The 19,684-nt window shown below is 68.3% G+C and carries 13 protein-coding genes; 10 read left to right on the top strand and 3 right to left on the bottom strand.

The genetic code is table 11. The features are described from left to right. Positions 1-37: 37 nt before the first annotated feature. The 3 genes from R5W23_RS22405 to R5W23_RS22395 all read left to right on the top strand — a co-directional run bounded on the left by R5W23_RS22405 (position 38) and on the right by R5W23_RS22395 (position 8,928). Positions 38-1,300 (top strand): MFS transporter, encoded by a 1,263-nt coding sequence (locus R5W23_RS22405; RefSeq protein WP_320688216.1) that lies wholly within the window; start codon positions 38-40, stop codon positions 1,298-1,300. Positions 1,301-1,425: 125 nt separating this feature from the next. Further along, a complete protein-coding gene (locus R5W23_RS22400; RefSeq protein ID WP_320688215.1) occupies positions 1,426-6,528 on the top strand; it encodes an alpha-2-macroglobulin family protein in 5,103 nt (1,700 codons plus the stop codon). Between the two features lie 516 nt (positions 6,529-7,044). Next, positions 7,045-8,928, top strand: a complete 1,884-nt coding sequence (locus R5W23_RS22395; protein ID WP_320688214.1) for a M61 family metallopeptidase — start codon at positions 7,045-7,047, stop codon at positions 8,926-8,928. Between the two features lie 6 nt (positions 8,929-8,934). Here the strand turns inward: R5W23_RS22395 and R5W23_RS22390 are convergent, their stop codons facing one another. Next, complete coding sequence (locus R5W23_RS22390; protein ID WP_320688213.1) at positions 8,935-9,516, bottom strand: hypothetical protein; 582 nt, start codon at positions 9,514-9,516, stop codon at positions 8,935-8,937. 599 nt (positions 9,517-10,115) lie between these two features. On the opposite strand from R5W23_RS22390, the gene R5W23_RS22385 reads away from it, so the two are divergent. The 3 genes from R5W23_RS22385 to R5W23_RS22375 all read left to right on the top strand — a co-directional run bounded on the left by R5W23_RS22385 (position 10,116) and on the right by R5W23_RS22375 (position 12,431). Continuing rightward, entirely contained in the window at positions 10,116-10,499 is a 384-nt protein-coding gene (locus R5W23_RS22385; RefSeq protein ID WP_320688212.1) for a hypothetical protein, read from the top strand. Between the two features lie 298 nt (positions 10,500-10,797). Continuing rightward, complete coding sequence (locus R5W23_RS22380) at positions 10,798-11,145, top strand: hypothetical protein (protein WP_320688211.1); 348 nt, start codon at positions 10,798-10,800, stop codon at positions 11,143-11,145. Positions 11,146-11,510: 365 nt separating this feature from the next. Then, positions 11,511-12,431 carry an alpha/beta hydrolase gene (locus tag R5W23_RS22375; protein WP_320688210.1) on the top strand — a complete coding sequence of 307 codons (921 nt, stop codon included), beginning with the start codon at positions 11,511-11,513 and terminating at the stop codon, positions 12,429-12,431. A gap of 57 nt (positions 12,432-12,488) precedes the next feature. On the opposite strand, the gene R5W23_RS22370 is transcribed toward R5W23_RS22375, so the two are convergent. Continuing rightward, the gene (locus R5W23_RS22370) at positions 12,489-13,424 is read right to left on the bottom strand and encodes a WD40 repeat domain-containing protein (protein ID WP_320688209.1); all 936 of its coding nucleotides are present in this window, start codon (positions 13,422-13,424) and stop codon (positions 12,489-12,491) included. A 124-nt stretch (positions 13,425-13,548) separates the two neighbouring features. On the opposite strand from R5W23_RS22370, the gene R5W23_RS22365 reads away from it, so the two are divergent. Continuing rightward, complete coding sequence (locus R5W23_RS22365) at positions 13,549-14,838, top strand: Gfo/Idh/MocA family protein (protein WP_320688208.1); 1,290 nt, start codon at positions 13,549-13,551, stop codon at positions 14,836-14,838. A gap of 546 nt (positions 14,839-15,384) precedes the next feature. Here the strand turns inward: R5W23_RS22365 and R5W23_RS22360 are convergent. Continuing rightward, complete coding sequence (locus R5W23_RS22360; RefSeq protein WP_320688207.1) at positions 15,385-17,049, bottom strand: hypothetical protein; 1,665 nt, start codon at positions 17,047-17,049, stop codon at positions 15,385-15,387. Between the two features lie 121 nt (positions 17,050-17,170). On the opposite strand from R5W23_RS22360, the gene hemF reads away from it, so the two are divergent. The 3 genes from hemF to R5W23_RS22345 all read left to right on the top strand — a co-directional run bounded on the left by hemF (position 17,171) and on the right by R5W23_RS22345 (position 19,178). Then, positions 17,171-18,061 (top strand): oxygen-dependent coproporphyrinogen oxidase, encoded by an 891-nt coding sequence (gene hemF, locus R5W23_RS22355; RefSeq protein WP_320688206.1) that lies wholly within the window; start codon positions 17,171-17,173, stop codon positions 18,059-18,061. Between the two features lie 276 nt (positions 18,062-18,337). Further along, entirely contained in the window at positions 18,338-18,745 is a 408-nt protein-coding gene (locus R5W23_RS22350) for a hypothetical protein (protein ID WP_320688205.1), read from the top strand. Further along, entirely contained in the window at positions 18,732-19,178 is a 447-nt protein-coding gene (locus R5W23_RS22345) for a hypothetical protein (protein WP_320688204.1), read from the top strand. Before R5W23_RS22350 ends, R5W23_RS22345 begins: the two co-directional genes overlap by 14 nt. Positions 19,179-19,684 lie beyond the last annotated feature (506 nt).

Genomic DNA, 19,684 nt, shown 5'->3' with positions numbered 1-19,684 from the left:
ACACGCGTGTCCCCTCTTGCCCCCACCCGGAGTCCCGATGCTCGGCTCGGTGCCAGGACGGCTCGCACTGATGATGTTCTTGCAGTACTTCGGGCTGGCGGCGGTGATCGTGCCACTGACCCGGTACCTCCAGACCGCGGCCGACGCCGGCGGGCTCAACTTCCGACCCACGCACGTGAGTCTGGTGTACGCGACGTTCGCGATGGGCGCGGCGGTCACCCCGCTGGTGGTCGGGGTGCTCGCGGACCGCTGGTTCGCGGTGGAAAAGGTGATCGCCGGCACGCACGCGCTCATGGCCGCGCTGGTCGGCGCCGCCGCGGCGTGGTGCGACACCCACGACGGCGCCACCGCGGACCCGGCCGACGCCGTGCTGCCGCTGTTCCTGCTTGTGCTGGGCTACGCGGTCGGCACCCAGATCACGCTCACGCTCGCGGTGGTCATCAGCTTCCGGAACCTCCCCGCGGGCGGCGGGGCGTTCTGGTACGTGCGGCTGGTGGGCACGTTCGGGTGGGTGGTGGCCGGGTTCGTGACCGGGTGGGCGCTGAACCCGATCTCGCCGCAGCCGCTGTACCTGGCGGCGGCCACGTCGGCGGCGCTGGCGGCGTTCGCGCTGGTGCTCCCGCACACGCCCCCGAAGGGGTACGGGCGCCCGCTCCGCGAGGTGCTCGGGCTGCCGGCGGTCAAGATGTTCCGGGACCGCTCGTTCCTGGTGTTCGCGCTGGTGCTGCTGGTGTGCAACCTGATGAACCAGTTCTACGCGCAGTTCGTCTCGCCGTTCCTGAAGGACCTGGGCGTGGAACTGGACCTCGGGCGCTACGGGCGCCTCGCGCCCGAAGTCGTGATGACGCTGGCGCAGGTGTGCGAGATCGGGTGCATGGCCGCGACCCCGTGGCTGCTGCGCCGCATGAAGCTGAAGCACCTCATGCTGATCGGGCTCGGCGGGCTGCTGCTGCGGAACGCGCTCCTGTACCTCGCGAACGTGCCGGCGGTGGTGGCGGTGGCGCTGCCGATGCACGGCTGGGGGTACGCGTTCTACGGCCTGCTCGGCTCGTACTTCGTGGACCGCGAGGCCCCGCCGCACCTGCGCGCCGGGGCGCAGTCGCTGGTCACGTTTCTGGGGAGCGGTCCGGCGGTGCTGGTGGGCAACTTCCTGGCCGGCGGTGTGGTGGAGGCGAACCGCACCGGCACGGTCACCGACTGGCCGACGGTGTGGGCGGTGCCGTTGATCGGGTACGCGCTCGCACTGGTAGCGTTCGCGCTGCTGTTCCGCGAGCCGCCCGAGCCCGGCGCGCACCGGTGACGGGCGCACGTCGTGTTCTCTCCACCAGTTGCGCCGCCGATCTGGGCCGGCACATCCCCCTTGCCAACGTTTCCGCGCCCCGGGCGTTATAGCACGTGCCTGTGAGCGTCCCGGAAAGGGGTGTGATGATGCGGTGGGTGCCCTCTCTTCCGCGCTGGCTGTCGGTAACGGCGGCCGGCCTCTTCCTCATTTCTGCGGTCGTCGCGCTCGGCAGCAAGCCGCCAGGTCGGACCGAAGGCGAAGCGCAAAAAACACTTGCAACGAAGGAGCGAGAGCTGGTGCCGCTGTTCGCGCAGGTGGAGCCAGCGGCGAACAAGTCGGAGCTGATCCTTCTGCCGGACGAGACCAGGCTCCGCGGCTGGGTCGCGGGCGGCCGCAGTTACGGCGGCACCGCGGTCACCATCAAGGCCGGCAACGTCGAACACAAGGCCACCCTCAGCGAGGACAACACGTTCGAGTGGGCCAACTCCGGCGCGAAGCCGCGGCCGGTGACCGTGACCGTCCCGGCGCGCAACGGGAACAAGGCGCTGACCGCTCGGACCACCCTGCCCGCGAAGGCGGAGCGCCCGCGGCAGTCCGCGTTCATCGTCACGGACCGCTCCGCGTACCGCCCCGGCCACACGCTGAAGTTTGTCGCGTACTTGCACACCACCGGCGACGGGCTGGAGTTCACCCCGCTCGCAAACCAGGACTTCATGGCCGAACTGGTGAGTGAGACGCGCCGCACTCGGGCGGCGCGGGTGAAGGTCCGCTCCGACGCGAGCGGGCGCGTGACCGGCGAGTACACGTTCGCCGACGCCGACGCCCTCGACCACTACACCCTGCGCATCCTGCACGACGCCAGCGCGACCCCGCTCGACGGCGCCGCCCGGGTGCTGCTCGGCGAGTACCGCAAGACGCAGGTGAGCCTCAAGCTGAAAGGCGAGGTGCGGGACGGCAAGCTTGTCGTCACGTTCGACGCCCGCGACTACCTCGGCCGCCCGGTCGCGGGCGCGTCCGCGACGTGGTCCGCGGTGGTCACCCGGGCCGCGGAGGTCGGCAAGCTCGCGCTGGACCCGGAGCAGTTCGTCGCGCACGAGGGCGGGCCGCCGTCGGCCGACGACTTCGACGCGCTGCCGAGCGACGAGCGCCTGCTGACGCTCGCGAACAACGTGTCCGCGATGTCGTTCGCGGGGCTCGGCGCCCGCACCGTCGCCGCCCGCGAGGGCAAAGCCGAGTTCGCCCCCGGGCGGCCGACGACCGCCGAACTCGACCTGTGGCCGGCGTGGCTGCGGGGCGAGCACTCGGTCACGGTGACCGCGCGCTTTCTGGACGAGACCGGGCGCGAGAGCAACGCCGCCGGCACCTTCTCGCTCGCGCCCGCGGGCGCGAAGGCGGTCCGCATCGTCACGCCAAAAGAGCTGTACACCACCGACGAAAAAGTGACCGCGGCCGTCACGGTCGACGGGCTGGGCGCGCGGGAGGCCCACACCACAACCGTTGCTGTGGTGAAGCTCGGGGCCAACTTCGCGACGCCGTGGGCGACGCCGGCGGCCGATGGCGAGCTGATCGCGGGCGGCCCCCGGCTGGCGCCGCTCGGTGCGGCGACCCCGGACCCTGGGGCCGGATGGGTCGCGCGGCCCGTGTTCGACCCGGTGAAGCGCACGCTTCAGAGCGTCGTGCCGGTCGCGAACGGTGCGGCCGAAGTCATGTTGCGTGAGCCCGGGGCGTACAAACTGCTCGCGGTGTCGCGGCTGGGCGACGGGACCGTGCTCCAGAGCGAAACCGGCGTGGTGGTGAAGCACGCCGAACACCTCCCGGGGCTGGCGCTGCGGCTCGACGCCCGCGAGGTGCCCGCGGGGAGCACGCTCACCGGCGCCGTTCACACCCGGTTCGCGGGTGCGCGGGTGCTGCTCACGCTGCGCGACGCCGCGGGCGTGAAACTGGTCAAGGTGCTCACCGCCGGGCCGGACGGAGTAGCCCGCATTGAGGAGCAACTGCCCGCGAACCTGCGGTACGGCTGCGCCGTGTGCGCGCAGTACCCGGAGGCACCCGGCCGCGTCCACGCGGACCAGCACGACCTGTACGTCGTTCCCACCGACCGCACGCTGACGGTCGCCACGACCGTGCCCGAGACGGTCCGACCCGGCGCGGAGGTGAAGCTCGGGTTCCAGGTGAACCGCGCGGAAGAGGTCGATCTGATCGTGTCGGTGTTCGACGAGTCGCTGCTGCGGGTCGCGGGTGATCTGTCGGTTGATGTTAGAAGCCGGTTCCTGGCGGACGCGCGGGGCCGCGGCCGGGCCGCCCGCGATCTGGTCGCGACGCGCCTGGGCTCGGTCACCGTCGCGGAACTGGTCGCGAAGGCCCGAAAGTTACTTGCGGATAAGGCCGCGGTCGCGAAGGAGCCGGGGGTGGAGCACCAGCTCCAGCACCTCACGCACGGCGGGTCCGTCGGGGTACTCACACTGGGCGATATCGTCACGCTCGTGCGGCTCGCCGGGTTCACGGTGTACGTGGCGCAGCCCTCGCACCCGCAGGCGCCGCACTGGAAGGTGCCGAAGGCCGCCCTGCTCGCCGACCTGTTCCGGCCCGACGCGACCGCGGAAGAGACGCGGCAGCGCCTCTCGGCCACGGTGATCGGCGCCGAGGTGCTGATCGGGCTGGCCCCCCACACCGGCCCCGATCCGTGGGCCGGGCACCGCGGTAACCTCAACCAGGCGGTGCCGTGCTACGGGTTCGGGTGCACCGGACCGGTGCCGCCCGGCAGCTTCTGCGGCGGCTTCAACTGTAGCGGCTATCAGTTCAACGGGCAGTTCGGAATCGCCGGGTTCTCGGGCGGGTTCGCAGGCGTCGGGGGCGGCCAGCTCGGCCAGTACGGCAACCTCGGTAACGGCATCGGCGGGTTCGGCGGCGGGTTCGCCGGCATCAGTGGCGGGTTCGGCGGCGGTATCGCGGGTGGCATCGGCGGTATTGGTGGCGGTGTTGCAGGGCACGGCAATCCCCCGCGGCCGAGCGCCGGCGGGGCGGAAGTCGCGCCGCCACAGGGACCGGTCGGGCTGGCCGGCGGACCGCTCCCCGGTGCCGCTGAGCCCGGGCTCGGGGCGGGCGAAGAACTGGTGCGCCGCGACCGTGCCGACAGCGCGTTCTGGAGCGCGGGCCTGCGCACCGACCGGACCGGGGCCGCGACGGCGACCTTCACAGTGCCGGACGCCCTGACCGGCTGGCGCGTCCAGGTGACCGCGGTCTCGCCGAAGATGCACGTCGGCACCGCGACGGCCCGGTTCGAGACCTCGCGCCTGGTGATGATCTGGCCGATGCTCCCGCGGGCGTTCGCCGAGGGGGACGTGGCCCGCGTGTTCGGCACGGTCCACAACCTGAGCGACCAGGAGCAGAACGTCCGGGCGCACCTGCGGGCGGAGAACGGCTGGGTGCTCTCGGCGGCCGAGCAGGTGGTGAAGGTGCCGGCGAACGGCACCGTCCCCGTGTACTGGACCTATAAGGCGGGTGCGCCGGGCACGACCGAACTGCTCATGTCGGTGAAGTCCGACGCCGGCACCGACGCCGCGCTCAAAAAGATCCCGGTCACGAGCCCGGCCGTACCGGAGCGCGTGACCGCGTCCGGGGTTGTTGGCCAAGGCGCCCTCACGTTCACAATGCCGGAGGGGTTCGACCCGAAGACCGCGCAGGTCACGGTGGCGGTGGCGCCGACAATCGCCGCCGACCTCGCGGACACGCTTCCGTATCTGGTCGAATACCCTTACGGCTGTGTCGAGCAGACGATGAGCCGGTTCCTGCCGGCCTTGCGGGTGGCGGCCATCCTGAAGCAATCGGGAATTGGGGTCACCAAAGAGCTGGAGGAGAAGCTCCCGAAAGTGGTGGACGCCGGGCAGAAGCGGCTCGTCCAGCTCCAGCAGCCGGACGGCGGGTGGGGCTGGCAGGGGAGCGGCCAGACCCACGAGATGATGACGCCCTACGCGCTGTTCGGGCTGCTGGCGGCCGAGGACGCGGGTTACCCGTGTCCGAGCCCGACCGCCATCGGCCGCGGGATGGCGCGCCTCAAGCAGTACCTCGACGACGCCGCCGGGCCGTGGGACCTTGCCATCAGCCGGGGGTGGGGGGCGGCGTTCGGGACCGGCGGGCGCGGCGCCACCGAGGTGAACGACGCGCTGTTCTGCCTGTGGGTGGCGGGGCTCAGTAGCGAGCGGCTCAAGGGCGCCGGCATCGATCCGGCTCCGTGGTTCAAGCGGATCGACGGGATCGCGGGCCGCGAGGAGCTGTCCGACACCGGGCACGCGCTGGCGCTCGAACTGGCCGTGAAACACCGGCGGCCGGCGCTGGCCGACAAGCTGGCGAAGGAACTGCGCAGTCGCGCGAAGAAGTCGGGGGAGCGGGTATTCTGGACGCGGGCCGGGTTCTCGCGCTGGGGCGACAACACGACGGAAGTCACCGCCACGGTGATGAAGGCGCTGGTGGCGCGTGACCCCACGGACCCGCTGATCCCGGGCGTGCTGGCGTACTTCCACGGCACCAAGCGCGGCGACCGGTGGGACTCGACGAAGGACACCGCGTGCGTGCTGTACGCGCTGTGCGACTACCTGGCGGTCCGCGCCGGCCCGGCGGCGCTGGGATCTGTTAAGGTGTTCGCCAACGGCACCGAGCGCGGCGGCGCGACGCTCGATTCGCCCGCGTCGAAGACCGTGACGTTCGGTGGCACCGCACTGAAGCCCGGTGAGAACGTGATCGAAGTGCGGGGCGCAGAGGCGGCCGGCGCGCTGGCCCGCGTGCAGGTGCGGTTCACCCGCGCGAGCGGCGCGACCACACCCGCCCGCGACCACGGCGTGAAGGTGACGCGGACGGTGAGCGTGCGCGGCGCGGACGGGAACTGGGCCGAGCTGGCGAGCGGCGCGAGTGTGCCGGTCGGCAGCTTCGTGAAGGTCCGAGTCACCGCCACACCGTCCGCGGGGGCGCTTCAGTTCTTCCTGATCGAGAGCCCGAAGCCGGCGGGCGCGGAAACGATCCCCGCGAGCGACAAGCGGTTCCCGACCGCCGGCGGGCACGTGCTCCGCGAGGACCGCGAGGGAATGACGTGCTTCCACTACGAGACGGCCCGCGCGGCGACCGCGGAGTTCGTGGCGCTGACCGAGTTCGCGGGGGAATTCACGCTCCCGCCGGCCCGCGGCGAACTGATGTACCAACCGGCCAGCGGCGGCCACAGCGACTCGTTCTTGCTGAAGGTGACGGCGAAGTAAGCGCCGCTGTGGTTTGGAATGTGGCCCGCTCGCTCCGCGAGCGGAACGCTGTGCGGGCGGGGAACATCCGTGGTCGATCTGATCCGCATCGCACCGCTCGCGGAGCGAGCGGGCCACACTCCAAACCACAAAAGCGTATCGTGAGTTTGCCCCCGCCCGTCGGTGCTGTAACGCCCGTTACAGCGCCGATCGGTCGCAACCGACAGGGGCATCGACTGGACACTCGCTCCCGTCCGACTGGCAGTTCGCTACCAATTCGCTGGGCGGTTGCTACCACCGAATCACACGTCTCAAAAACCTATTACGCCCTCGGGACACGTCAACGTCGGTCCCGTGCCATCTGAAGGGTGTGGCGCGATGTCTTGCGCATTCGCAGACCGCAGACCATTTGCGGCCGTGCGAGCGGCTTCTCCTTCGGGCGGGAACTCGGTGGAACCCTCGCGCAGAGCATGGCCGCGCGGGGCCGCCTCGGTTACGCTGGCGGGACGGCAATTAACCCAACTGGGCAAAAACCTTATGTCGTTCGTCCGTTCCGCCGCCGCGGTTGCGGCCCTATGCGTCACGGTGCTCCCGGCGGTGGGCGCCGACGCGCCCGCGCTGGCCATCGAAGTTGACGCCCGCGAACTCCCGCGGCGCCTCGTTCACACCACACTCGACATCCCGTGCAAGCCCGGCCCGCTGCGGCTGGTGTACCCCAAGTGGTTCCCCGGCTCGCACGGCCCGCACGGCCGGGTCGAGGACGTGGCCGGGCTCCGGATCGAGACCGACAACGGCACCGTCGTGCGCTGGACCCGCGACGAGGTTGATCTGTACCGCTTCGTCGTCACGGTCCCGGACGGCACTACCAAGCTTCGCGTGAAACTAGACACGGTTTGCGAGTCGGCCGGGGCTGACCGCGCCGGCACCCACACCGTCGGCACCCCGGACCTCGGCGTCATCAACTGGAACACGTGCCTCATCTATCCGGAAGGGCCGGCGGCCGACGACCAGCCGGTGAACGTGCGGCTGCAACTGCCCGCCGGGTGGAAGTACGCCACCGCGCTGAAGGCGGACGGCGAGAAGGGCAAGGGCGACGTCGTGACGTTCGGCACCGCCTCACTCACCACGCTGGTGGACTGCCCGCTCATCGCTGGCCGGCACCTGAAGACGTTCAAGCTCGACGCCGGCGGCGGGCCGCCCGCGTTCTTGCACGTGACATCCGAATCGCCGGAGGTGCTGAACCTGGACCCGAAGATCGTGGACCTGTACTCCCGGCTGGTGCGGGAGGCGTGGGCGCTGTTCGGCGTCGCGCACTACCCGGAGTACCACTTCCTGGTGGTGTGCAGCGACACCCTCGGCCAGTTCGGGCTGGAGCACCTGTCGTGCAGCCTCAACGGTGTGGGCGAACGCGGGCTGGTGGACGAGCGGCTCCGCAAGGGGTGGTGGCTGGCGAACCTGCTGCCGCACGAGTACGCCCACTCCTGGTGCGGCAAGTACCGGCGCCCGGCAGCGATGGTCACGCCGGACTTCAACACCCCGCAGAAGACCAAGCTGCTGTGGGTGTACGAGGGGCTGACCGAGTACCTGGGCGAGGTGCTGTCGGTGCGGGCCGGGCTGCTCACCCCGGACGAGTACCGGCTGACGATGACCGGCAAGATCCGCTCGCTGTCCCGCACCGCCGGGCGGCAGTGGCGGCCCCTGGAAGACACCGCGGTCGCGGCGCACCTGTCCCGCAACCCCGGCAACTCGTGGAACCAGTTGCGCCGCTTGCAGGACTTTTACATGGAAGGGATGCTGCTCTGGTACGAGTGCGACGCCATCATCCGCGAGAAGACCGAGGGGGCGAAGTCGCTCGACGACTTCTGCAAGCGGTTCTTCGCGGCCGTGCCGGGCAAGAAAACGGTCGCCGGGTACGAACTCGCGGACGTGGTGCGGGACCTGAAGGCGACGGCCGAGTACGACTGGGAGCCGTTCCTCCAGCGGCGGGTGGCGGCGCCGCAGGAGTCGCTCCCGCTGGAGGTGGTGGACCGACTCGGCTACCGGCTGAAGTACACCGACAAGGCGCCCGGCGCGGGGCGGCCGAGCGCGCCACCGGACAACCCCGCCGCGGACTCGCTGGGGATGTCGGCGCCCGGCGGGGTGATCGCGAGCGTTGACCCGGGGCTGCCGGCGGACAAGGCGGGCCTGTCGCCGGGCATGAAGGTGATCGGCGTCAACGGCAAGAAGTTCAGCGCGAACCGGCTGCGGGACGCCATCGCCGACAGCGTGGCCCGCAAGAAGGTCGAGCTACTGGTTGAAGACGGCGAGGACTTCCGCGCCGTGGTGGTGCCGTACGCCGACGGGCTGCGTTACCTGGACCTGGAGCGGGTGCCGTCGCACGCGGACGTGCTGGGCGACATCCTCAAGCCGCGCGCGAAGTGACGCCCCTCATCCGGCCGGCACCGCGAGCGTGTCGGCCGGGTTCTGCTTGATGTCGAACGCCGTCAGGACGACCGTTCCGCCACCCGGCAGCGGGATGACGAACGGATCGGTGAGCGAAGGCCGATCCCAGCCCGGGGCGTCCGGCGACATGCCGCCACCGCTCGCCGTCACCACAACCAGGAGGGCAGCGGACTTTTTCCACCCGAGCCGGAGCAGCCGGTCTGTGCCGCTTACGAACTCCCGCCGCCATTCTCCGCCCGCACGGTTCCCGTCGTGGACGAGAACGAACTCGGCGAACGCCCAGCAGTGGTGAGCGCCGTTGTCGGGGCCGCCGACGCGCAAGCCCCCGCGGTCGCGGCGAGAGTCGTCGTTCGGCACACCCTCGCTCGCATACGTGGGTTTGGCGGCGACCTCGCTGAACGGGTAATTCGTTTCAGCGAGCTTACAGGCTAGAAAGGCCTCCCAGTTGAGCCACTCCTCGAATGAAGAGGTGGTTTCCACCAGCAGTCGCAACTCAGCCGCCTTGGCGGCGAACCGGTCGCACACGGTTCGGAACACATCGATGGCAAAGGAGCGGGAGTCGGTCATGGGTATCCTTCGTTTCGTATCGGGTGAAGTTGCGTCCAGTCGTTTCGAGTTCGCACCTCGGAACGGTGCGCTGGTTCTGAGTGTGGTCCGCTCACTCCGTGAGCGGTCGTTCGGCATCTCGGATGCGCGTTGCGCACAACGACGGAGCTGATGATACCGGGAGCGGATCAGATACGCAGAGCGACCGCTCACGGAGTGAGCGGACCACACTCCAGGCCGGAACCGCGGTACGGCCCGAACTTGAAAAGACTGGCGTCGGTTTGGTCCGGCAAGTGGCATTGCAGTGAGACACGAAAACTGAATCGTCCGTTAAGATATAACGAAGGCCGCGGAAACGGGGAACCGATCGGGGGCGAGCGGAAGAACTATCCAGCAGCGTTCAAGGCCCAAGTGGACCCGTTTTCAAGGGCGAAGAATGGTCCGGTCCCGAGAGGTCTTCGCGATACCTTGGCCGACGCTTTGCGGTCGCGTAGAAGCGTAGCCGGGACGGCACCGGCCCCGACCGTGTCGTGCGTTTTCCGTTGCCCCTTTGCGCGCCGTTGCCGCACGGAGGCTCGGGCGGGTCAATGAGTGGGATGTTCTGCTTCCGGAGGGCGCGGATGGACAGGGGAAAGCCAGCACCCGGTTTCTATGTCGGCCTGCTGCTAACCGTTACCCTGGGGCTGTGCGTGGTCGCGGGCGGCACTTGGTTGGTCTTCTGCGGGGACGAACCCAAGAACGGCATCCGGGTCGAGCAACTGGAGGCCGATCTGAACGAGCGGCTACCGGACGGCAGCACATGGGCACAGGCAGAGGCTTGGTTCGCCTCGCACGGCATTGAGGCAACGGTGGGCACAGACCCCGAGGGGCGGAAGATAAGCCTTCACGCGCAAATTCGGAACGACAGTTTCCTGGAATCGGCCGAGATCCGAATCGACCTGGACTTCAGCTCTGACGGGCGAATTCGGGAGCGATCGATTTACAGATTCGTTTACGCATTGTAATAGCTGGCGGCGGAATGGGCGCATGGTCGCGGGTTTCCTCCGGCCCGTGCGGGTTTCGTGTTTACGAAGACGAATTTTGGCAGGATCGACCTGATAAACGTGATAATCATTGACGCATCTCGAATCCTGTTTATCTTGTCGATCTTGTCAAGATCTTCTTGTTAATCGGGCTGGCCTCAGAAGTCGCACTGGTCAGGATCACCGGAACTGATCCCGGTGGCTGTCCGGGCACTGCCGCCTACGAAAAGGTTGTGGACGGGCCGGCGGGACTGATGCTTGGCGCACGAGGGCACGGACGGTGGAAGCGTACCTGTCATACCTGGGCGACCACGCGGTCGCGCTGGCCGTTGTGTTCGCGGTCGGTCGAGCCCTGCGGCGCGACATCGGGGCCAAGTCTGAGCGGCACCGGGTTCACGGTCGCTACGTGTTCTGGTGGGCGGTCGGGGCGTTCGCCGTCGGTGGGGCCGTCGGGCCGTGGATGGGCGCCGACCTGCCCAACGGGGCTATCGGGTTCTCCGGGTTCTGTCTGCTTGGGGGGTGGCTAGCCGGCTCGCTGCACGGTGCGGTCGTGCTGGCCGCTCGGCCCGGGAGCGCCAGCCGCGGACGTACCCCGGACGCCGAACCGGGGCGTGTCGGGCCGGTGTAGCATGAGCGATTCGTCGGCGGCGTGGGACGTGGTCCAACACGCGGCCGAGACGTGTGTACGTGAGCTGGTGTTTTTTGCGGCCCGTGCGGGGCGCACGCTTCGGAAGACCGTTTTTGACAGGATGAACAGGATAAACAGGATGAGACAGACCGATTTTAAATCCTGTTCATCCTGTCAAAAACGGTCTTCGCAACCTCATCGCGCGTTCGTGCCTCGCTCTCGGCTCGTCAAGACAGCGGCCGTATTACCGGGTACGCGCATTCAGAATGGGACGGCGCGTCGGTACCAATAACCGCTACCGGTCCGCCCCGCGCCCGCGTATCATCGGACCGGTTCCGCCCGCTCGTAACCCCAGGCGCGCAGCAATGCTCTCCCGCTTCCTTCCCGCCGCGCTCGCGGCTCTCGCCCTTGCACCCACGGCGTTCGGCCAGGACGGTCCCGTTCGCACCGAGGACGTGATCTACGGGCGCAAGTACGGCCTCGCGATGACGATGGACGTGTTCGCGCCGAAGGACAAGGATAAGGCGAACGGCCGGGGTGTCATCTGGTGCGTCAGCGGGGGGTGGTTCTCAAGCAAGGAAACGGTGCCGGCCGCCGGCGCCCGCGTGTTCACCGACCGCGGGTACACGGTGTTCGCGGTGATCCACGGTAGTCAGCCGAAGTTCACGATCCCGGAGGTACTCGACGACATGCACCGGGCGGTGCGGTTCATCAAGGCGAACGCGAAGAAGTACAACGTGGACCCGGACAAGCTTGGGATCGCGGGCGGGTCCGCCGGCGGGCACCTGTCGCTGATGCAGGGGTGCGCGCCCAAGGAGGGTGACCCGAAGGCACTGGACGCCGTCGAGCGGCAATCGTCGAAGGTGGCGGCGGTCGCGTGCTTCTTCCCGCCCACCGACTTCCTCAACTACGGCAAAGAGGGCAACGTCGCGCTCGGCGAAGGCACCCTCAAAAACTTTCGCCCCCCGTTCGACTTCTGGGAGCGCGAGAAGGAGACGAACAAGCTCGTCGTGATCGCGGACCGGGAGCGGCGCAAGGCCATCGCGAAGCAGATCTCGCCGGTGTACCACGTGACCAAGGACTCGGCCCCGGCGCTGATCGTCCACGGCGACGCGGACACCCTGGTGCCGATCCAGCAGGCCGAACTCATCATCGCGAAGTTGAACGAGAACAAGGTGCCGTGCGTGCTGGAAGTGCGAAAGGGCGCCGGGCACGGCGGCCCGGCGTTCGCCAACGACGTGAAAGGGTTCGCTGACTGGTTCGACAAGCACCTGTTGGGGAAGTGAATCCGGGCGGCGGTCGAAGCACCAACCCGGGGTTCCCGACGGGGCACCGGGTTCCGCTCACTTGGCCCGGGGGTAAAGCCGGATGAGCCGGTCCTTGCCCGCGGTCGCGACGGTCTTCCCGTCCGCACTCACGGCCACCGCGTACACCCCGCTCTTGTGGTTCGGGAGCGCGGCCACTTGCTTGCCGGTCGCCAGGTCCCACACGCGTGCGCTCCGGTCGTCGCTCGCGGTGAAAGCCCGCCCCTCGCACAGTGCGACCGTGAACACCCCGGCCGTGTGGCCCGCCAGCCGGGCGGTCGCCTCGCCCTTGTTGAGGTCCCACACGCACGCGGACTTGTCGCCGGAGCAGCTCAGGAGTGTGTTCGCGTCGCGGAACGCGAGCGTGAACACCTCACCGCCGTGGCCGGTCAGGCTCTGCCGCTCCTCCGCGGTCGCGGCGCTCCAGAGGCGGATCGCTTTGTCCTTTCCGGCGGACGCAACGGTTTTTCCGTCCGGGGCGAACGCCACCGCCCACACCTCCGCCGGGTGACCGGTGAACGTGACCCGCCTTTCCCCGGTGGCCGCGTCCCACACCGCCGCGGTCTTGTCCGCGCCGGCCGTTGCGAGGAGCTTGCCATCGGAACTGTAGGCGAGCCCGCACGCCCAGTTCGCGTGCGCCTTGAAGGCCAGTACGGCTTTGCCGCTCGCCACCTCCCAGACGTGTACGTGGCCGTCGGCGCCGGCACAGGCGACGGTTTTTCCGTCCGGGGCGAACGCCACCCGCAGCGCGTCGGAGGTGTTGCCCTTCAGCACCGCCCCGGCGTCGCCGGTGGCGGCGTCCCAGAGGCGCACCGTTCGATCCTTGCTCGCGGAGGCGAGCCGCTTGCCGTCCGGGGAGAACACAAGCGAGAACACCTCGTCCGTGTGGTCGGTCAGCTCGATCGGCGCGGGCGCCCCGTTTGGGTTTGCGGGCGCGAGGAGAAGTGCGGGCGCCAAGAACAGTGTGTACGACATGAGTCGAGACTCCCGGTTCGCAGTGCGGGCGGCGGGCACGCGAACAGGTTTGCAAAGGTTGTGCCCCGTTCGCGCCCGGGCTATGATCTTCCCCGTTCCCTTCCCACCCCCGAAAGGCCCTTCCATGCTCTCCCGCCGCACGTTCCTGGCCGCGAGCGCCGCAGCCCCTCTCGTGTTCTCCCGCCGTGCCGACGCGCGGGCCGCCAACGACAAACTGACCCTCGGGTTCATCGGCGTCGGCACGATGGGCCGCGGGCACCTCGGCGGGTTCCTCGGCCGCGGCGACGTGCAAGTGGTCGCGGTGTCCGACGTTGTGAAGGAGCGCACCGACAGCGCCAAACAGACCATCGAGAAGCGGTACGCCGAACAGATCAAATCGGGCGTCTACAAGGGCGTCAAAACGTACCCGGACTTTCGCGACCTGATCGCCGACAAGGGCATCGACGCGGTGGTGATCGCCACCCCGGACCACTGGCACGCCATCCCCGCCGTCCTCGCGGCCCGCGCCGGGAAGCACATTTACTGCGAGAAGCCGCTCACCCAGAACCTCGCGGACGGCCGCTGGATCGTGAACGAGGTCGCGAAGGCGAAGGTCGTGTTCCAGACCGGTAGTCAGCAGCGGAGCGAGTTCGGCGGTCACTTCCGCAAGGCCGTCGAGTACGTGTGGAACGGCCGCATCGGCAAGCTGAAGACGGTCCGCATCGGCGTCGGCGCCGCGGCCCGGCCGTGCGACCTGAAGGGCGAGGAGAAGCCGGCGGGCACCGACTGGGACATGTGGCTCGGGCCGGCGCCGGAGCGCGAGTACAGCTCGGTCCTGTGTCCGAAGGGTGTCCACGGCCACTTCCCCGCGTGGCGCGACTACCAGGAGTACGCCGGCGGGCAACTCGCCGACATGGGCGCGCACCACTTCGACATCGCGCAGTGGGCGATGGGCACGGACACGAGCGGCCCGGTCGAGGTGCTCCCGCCGGAAAAGAAGAGCGACCGCGGGCTGCGGTTCGTCTACGCCAGCGGCGTGGTGGTGGTCCACAACGAGTTCGAGAAGGGGAAGGACGGCAGGGAGATCAAGGCCGATTGTGTGTTCGAGGGCACCGAGGGCACCATCCTGGTGAGCCGCGGCGGCATCAGCAGCCTGCCCGACACGATTCTCAAGGAGCCGATCGGCGAGAAGGAGAAGCGCGCCTACCCGAGCACCGACCACAAGAAAAACTGGCTGGAGTGCGTCCGCAGCGGGAAGGAGACCATCTGTCCGGCCGAGACCGGTCACCGCTCCGCGAGCATCTGCCATCTGGGTAATATCGGTTACCGGCTCAAGCGCAAGTTGAAGTGGGACCCGGCGAAGGAACTGTTCGTTGGCGACGAAGCGGCGAACAAGGAACTGTCCCGCGAACCGCGGACGAAGTGGAAGATTTGAAGCCGGCCGATGCGGGGAACGCGGTTACTCGTTCCCCGCATCGGTCGGTAGCGCTGTAACGGGGGGTACAGCGCTACCGATTACTGCCGACTGGGTCGCGAACTGGACATTCGCTGCCGTCGGACTGGCGATTCGCTGGTAGTTCGCTGGGTGGCTGCTACCACCGAATCAAGCGATTGAGCCCCATGTGAGAGCCCCGCAGCCAAGCGGGGGCGGACACAATGGCGACCGGGTCACAATACGTATCGTGTTGTATTTCTGCCGCTTGCGTCGAATCGATCCGCGTGAAGGGGCGCCTTCCCTCGGACGGAAGGCCGGTCCCGAACACCACACGCGATGGGGCGCGAACTTCTGGAAGTGCAATTTGAGGGGAAATAGGGTGGGGAAATGACCGATGTGCCGACAATTCAGTCTGCTACCACCCGGCACCGTAGACACGCGGGCGGCGACAGCCGGCCTACGGTTGCAGCGGCGACCGTGACCGCCGCGGGCATCAGAAAAGGGCGCCGCCCGTCTGACCTGGGGGCCGACGGACGGCGCGTTCCGTCACTTCTTGAACGGGACCGATTCCGTTTGCGGCTTGCCGTCCTCGCCCGCGAAGATGGCCTTCGGGAACACCCGCAGGTTGAGCCCGAACCGCACCTTGAGTTCCTTCCCGCCGGTGACGTCGAGCGACGCCGCGGACAGCAGCTTGTCCTCCGCGCCCAGCGCCCGCTCGACTTCCAGACCGGGGCCACCGGCCTTCTCCACGAACTTCTTCATGCGAGCCGGGTTGAGCACCACGTCCAGCACAGGGGACTCGACGGGCTTGACCGCCAGCGCGGCCTTCATGGCGGGGACGGGGTCCGCGCCCACCACCACGAACACCCCGGTCGGCGCGAAGGCGAACGCGAGCGTCGCCTTTTCGTCCCCGAACGGCTTGTTGAAGTCGAAGAAGTCGCGGCCCTCGGGCATTTTGAACGTGTGGATGTCGACCTTCCCGAGCTTGTCCGCGTCCCACTTGAACCGGTTGCCTTCAATCGGAACGGTCCCGCTCTCGACCAGCTTCTTGAACTCCTTACCCAGCGCCGCGGGGTCGTCGAACGCGACCGCCACGACCAGGTCGTAATCGCCGGTCTTGCTCGGCCCGCGGACCGCACCGACCACGTCCACCTCGCCGGTCTTCACGGTGCGGATCAGCCCCTTGAACAGCTCGTCCACGAGGTCCTTGCCGATCGGCGGCGCGCCGGCCTCCTTCTGGGCCGCTTCGATCCCCTTGACGGTCGCGGTGCGCAGCTCGTCGTTGAAGAACGGCAGGCGCGTTTTGAACCCGGCGACCGTGTCGGGAGTGAGGAGCGAGGCGAATTTGTTGCCCGTGGGCTTCCGGGCCGCGATGGCGGTCGCGAGCAGGGTGTCGGGCTTGCCCTTCAGCGTCGCCTCGACCGCGAACTCCCCGGCGGCCACGTCGAGCCCGACGCGGAGCGCCGCGGACTCGCCCCCGCCGAGCAGGAGGGCGTACCGCGTGAACATCTTCTCGAACTGCTCGATCACGGGAATAATCAACTTGTTGTCAACGCGGGTCACCCCGGTAACGTCCGGCCCGTCCTTGCCGTCCAGGCCGAGTTCCTTGCGGAGCTCGGCGATCACGCCCGGGATCGCCAGCTTCACCTCGGGCGTGAGGCGGTCGAAGTGGAACTTGCTCGCGAAGATGGCCTGGTCGGCCGGGTCGATCACCTTGTTGAGGGGGACGAGGGCTTTCGCGTCGAGCGCCGGTTCGGGGTTCACGCCGTAGGCCACGTACGCGTGCCCGTCGGCGAACTTCATGCGCGCCTTGTGCTTCGGGTCGATCGCCGGCAGCGCGTACATGCCCTTGCCCAGGCTCTTCGGCGGGAACTCGAGCACCCGGTCGCACAGCTCGACGAAGTCCTTCTCGTTGGTGACCGGGAACGCGATCACCGCGACGGCGTCCGCCGCCTTCGGCGCGAGCTGAACGTAGCCCGCGATCGGGCGGCTCAGGTCGAGCCCCTCGAACCCCTTGTCCCCGAACTCTTCTTTGATCTTGTCGTTGAAGCCTTTGACCGCCCGTTCGCCGCCGATCAGGTCGGCGGCGGCCCGAACGTCGTCCAGAACGCGGTTGAGCGGTTGCGTCTGGAACGTGACCGGCGGGTCGGCCGCCCGAAGGGCGGCGGGCGCGACCAGGGCCGCGGCGACCAGGGCCAATGCGTACCGCATTATGGGGACTCCGAACGAGTAATGTGGCACCGATTAGAATACGCGCTCCGGGCGGCATTTGCCATCTGCCGAAAAGACAAATAGAACCTCGTTGTCCACAATTAACTCTCGGAGAGTTGCCATGCACCCCCGTGCTGCCGAGTACCTCAAGGGGCTTCAGGACCGCATTTGTGCCGCACTCGCGGCCGCGGACGGGGGCGCAACGTTCCGCGAGGACAGTTGGACCCGGCCCGGGGGCGGGGGCGGGCGCACGCGGGTGATCGAGAACGGCGCGGTGTTCGAGAAGGGCGGCGTGAACTACTCCGAGGTGTACGGCGAGTTCGCACCGGAGTTCGCCAAACAGATGCCGGGCGACGGGTTGAGCTTTACGGCGGTGGGCGTCTCGCTGGTGCTGCACCCGCACAACCCGCTGGTGCCGACGGTCCACGCGAACTTCCGCTACCTCACGCACGGGTCGAAGGCGTGGTTCGGGGGCGGCGGCGACCTCACGCCGTATTACCCGTTCAAGGAGGACGTGGTTCACTTCCACAAGACCTGGAAGCGGGCGTGTGACGCGCACCCGACGGTCGCCGACTACGCGAAGATGAAGAAGGATTGCGACGAGTACTTCCACCTGAAGCACCGCAACGAGGCGCGCGGCGTGGGCGGCATCTTCTTCGACTACATGGACGCCACCGAGGACGCGTTCGCGTTCGTGCGGCGAGCCGGGGACGCGTTCGTGGAGGCTTACGTGCCGATCGTGGACCGCCGGAAAGGGCTGAGCTACACGCCCGAGCAGCGGTTCTTTCAAGAGTACCGGCGCGGGCGGTACGTGGAGTTCAACCTCGTGTACGACCGCGGCACGGTGTTCGGCCTGAAGACCAACGGTCGCACGGAAAGCATCTTGATGAGCCTGCCGCCGGTGGTGCGGTACATCTACGATTACACGCCGGGCCCGGGAACGCCGGAGGCCGACCTGACTCGCTACTGGCTCCAGCCCAAAGACTGGGCCGACATGGACGGCGACGTGTAACGGTGCAGGCAGTATGAGGTAGCGTGAGGGTTGCTGAACTCGACTGATGCCGATTCCGGGACTGTCATGTGGCCGGTGCGAGCGTGGTGAGTACGGGTTCGCGAACGGGTTCCGGGAGTTCCTTCAGTAGCGTGCCATTTCCGGCCTGTGGTACAAGGGCTTCGTCCCAGAGCCACCGGCGGTGCGTGCCGGTGGCGTCCCGCATGAACACCCAGCGGAGCGGAACAAGGCCGCAACCGGCTATCGGCTTCGGCCCTGGATGCGCTGTTCGCGCGGGTGGCGGAGCGCGGGTACACGCGCGAGCTGCTGTTCTCCACGGTGGTGGAACTGATAGGCGCGGTGGTGTGCGGCAAGGCGTATCATGTGCAGTCGGCGTATCAGCAGATGGCCGATCGGATCCCGGTGTCCCTGAAGTCGGTGTACGAGAAGCTGCAGAACATCGAGACGGCGGTGTCGGCGGAGCTGGTGCGGCATGTGGCGGATCGGTGCCACGAGCTGATCCGGCAGTTGGGTGGGGAGCGCCCGCCGGTGCTGTCCGGCCGGGTTGTTCGGGTTCTGGACGGGAATCACCTGGGGGCCACCCAGAAGCGGCTCCGGGTGGCCCGCGGGCGCACCGTCGGCCCGTTGCCCGCTGTGGGTCGCGGATCGCAACTTCTGCACCGCCGAGTTCGTGTCCCGAATTGATCAGCGGGTTGCGTTCTTCGCGATCCGCCGACACGGGACCACTGCACTCGACCCGGCCGGGGAATGGACCCCGGAAGTGCGCACCGAGACCGGGTGGGTGAGCGAGCGGCCGGTGTGCGTGGGCGGGGAGCCGGTGCTGCGGGTGCGGTTGGACCATCCGACTGGAGACGGGGACGCGGAGATCGAGATCCTGACCAACGTGCCGGAGGACGAGGCGGGCGCGGCGGTGGTAGCGGTCTTGTATCGGGGTCGGTGTGCCATCGAAGGCGCGTTCCACGAGTTGACCGTGGCGCGGCGGTGCGAGGTGAACACACTCGGGTATCCGAAGGCCGCGCTGTTCGGGTTCGCGGTGGCAGTGGTGGGGTACAACGTGCTGGCGGCGCTCAAGGCCGCGATGCGGGCGGTACATGGGGCGGATGTGGTCGCGAGCTAGGTGTTCGGGTACTACGTGGCCCTCGAGTTGGCGACCGTGTACCCGGGCATTGCTGATCGCCCTCCCGTCCACCAAATGGGCCGCGTTCGGAAACATGTCGGGCGCCGAACTGGCCCCGCTCCTGCGCACCTGGGCCGAGAAGATTAACCTGAAAAAGGTTAAAAAACACCCGCGCGAAAGCCCACGAAAAATAAGCTCGAGCGCATCGAAGACACGAGCACACATGTGTCGACTGCTCGATTGTTGGCTGGCAACAAGGAGAGCTATCAGTCGTAAAAGCGGCAGCCAAAACATAGGGTGGCCACTGTGAATGGCCTCGGTTCATACCCCGAGCCCCCAGCGAACACGAACGTCCGGCCCGGGAACCGGATCAACAACCGGCGCCGCAACACGCACAGGATTCGGGCCGGAGTGCGGTACGGCCGGTTCCGCTTGTGGTCGTCTTCGGCCGACCTTTACCGGTCGATGAGCGCCGGTAGCGCCCACGGGCGTGCTCGTCGTCTCGC

Source organism: Gemmata algarum, from assembly GCF_034097035.1.
Classification (GTDB): domain Bacteria; phylum Planctomycetota; class Planctomycetia; order Gemmatales; family Gemmataceae; genus Gemmata; species Gemmata algarum.
This window is presented reverse-complemented; position numbering and strand designations above follow the sequence as displayed.

What these genes read in the sequence shown, in the direction of transcription:
- R5W23_RS22390 (WP_320688213.1), bottom strand. Translation starts at nt 9,516, where the DNA reads ATGACCGACTCCCGCTCCTTTGCCATCGATGTGTTCCGAACCGTGTGC.
- R5W23_RS22365 (WP_320688208.1), top strand. Translation starts at nt 13,549, where the DNA reads ATGCTCTCCCGCCGCACGTTCCTGGCCGCGAGCGCCGCAGCCCCTCTC.
- R5W23_RS22375 (WP_320688210.1), top strand. Translation starts at nt 11,511, where the DNA reads ATGCTCTCCCGCTTCCTTCCCGCCGCGCTCGCGGCTCTCGCCCTTGCA.
- R5W23_RS22360 (WP_320688207.1), bottom strand. Translation starts at nt 17,049, where the DNA reads ATGCGGTACGCATTGGCCCTGGTCGCCGCGGCCCTGGTCGCGCCCGCC.
- R5W23_RS22400 (WP_320688215.1), top strand. Translation starts at nt 1,426, where the DNA reads ATGATGCGGTGGGTGCCCTCTCTTCCGCGCTGGCTGTCGGTAACGGCG.
- R5W23_RS22370 (WP_320688209.1), bottom strand. Translation starts at nt 13,424, where the DNA reads ATGTCGTACACACTGTTCTTGGCGCCCGCACTTCTCCTCGCGCCCGCA.
- R5W23_RS22405 (WP_320688216.1), top strand. Translation starts at nt 38, where the DNA reads ATGCTCGGCTCGGTGCCAGGACGGCTCGCACTGATGATGTTCTTGCAG.
- R5W23_RS22395 (WP_320688214.1), top strand. Translation starts at nt 7,045, where the DNA reads ATGTCGTTCGTCCGTTCCGCCGCCGCGGTTGCGGCCCTATGCGTCACG.
- R5W23_RS22385 (WP_320688212.1), top strand. Translation starts at nt 10,116, where the DNA reads ATGGACAGGGGAAAGCCAGCACCCGGTTTCTATGTCGGCCTGCTGCTA.
- hemF (WP_320688206.1), top strand. Translation starts at nt 17,171, where the DNA reads ATGCACCCCCGTGCTGCCGAGTACCTCAAGGGGCTTCAGGACCGCATT.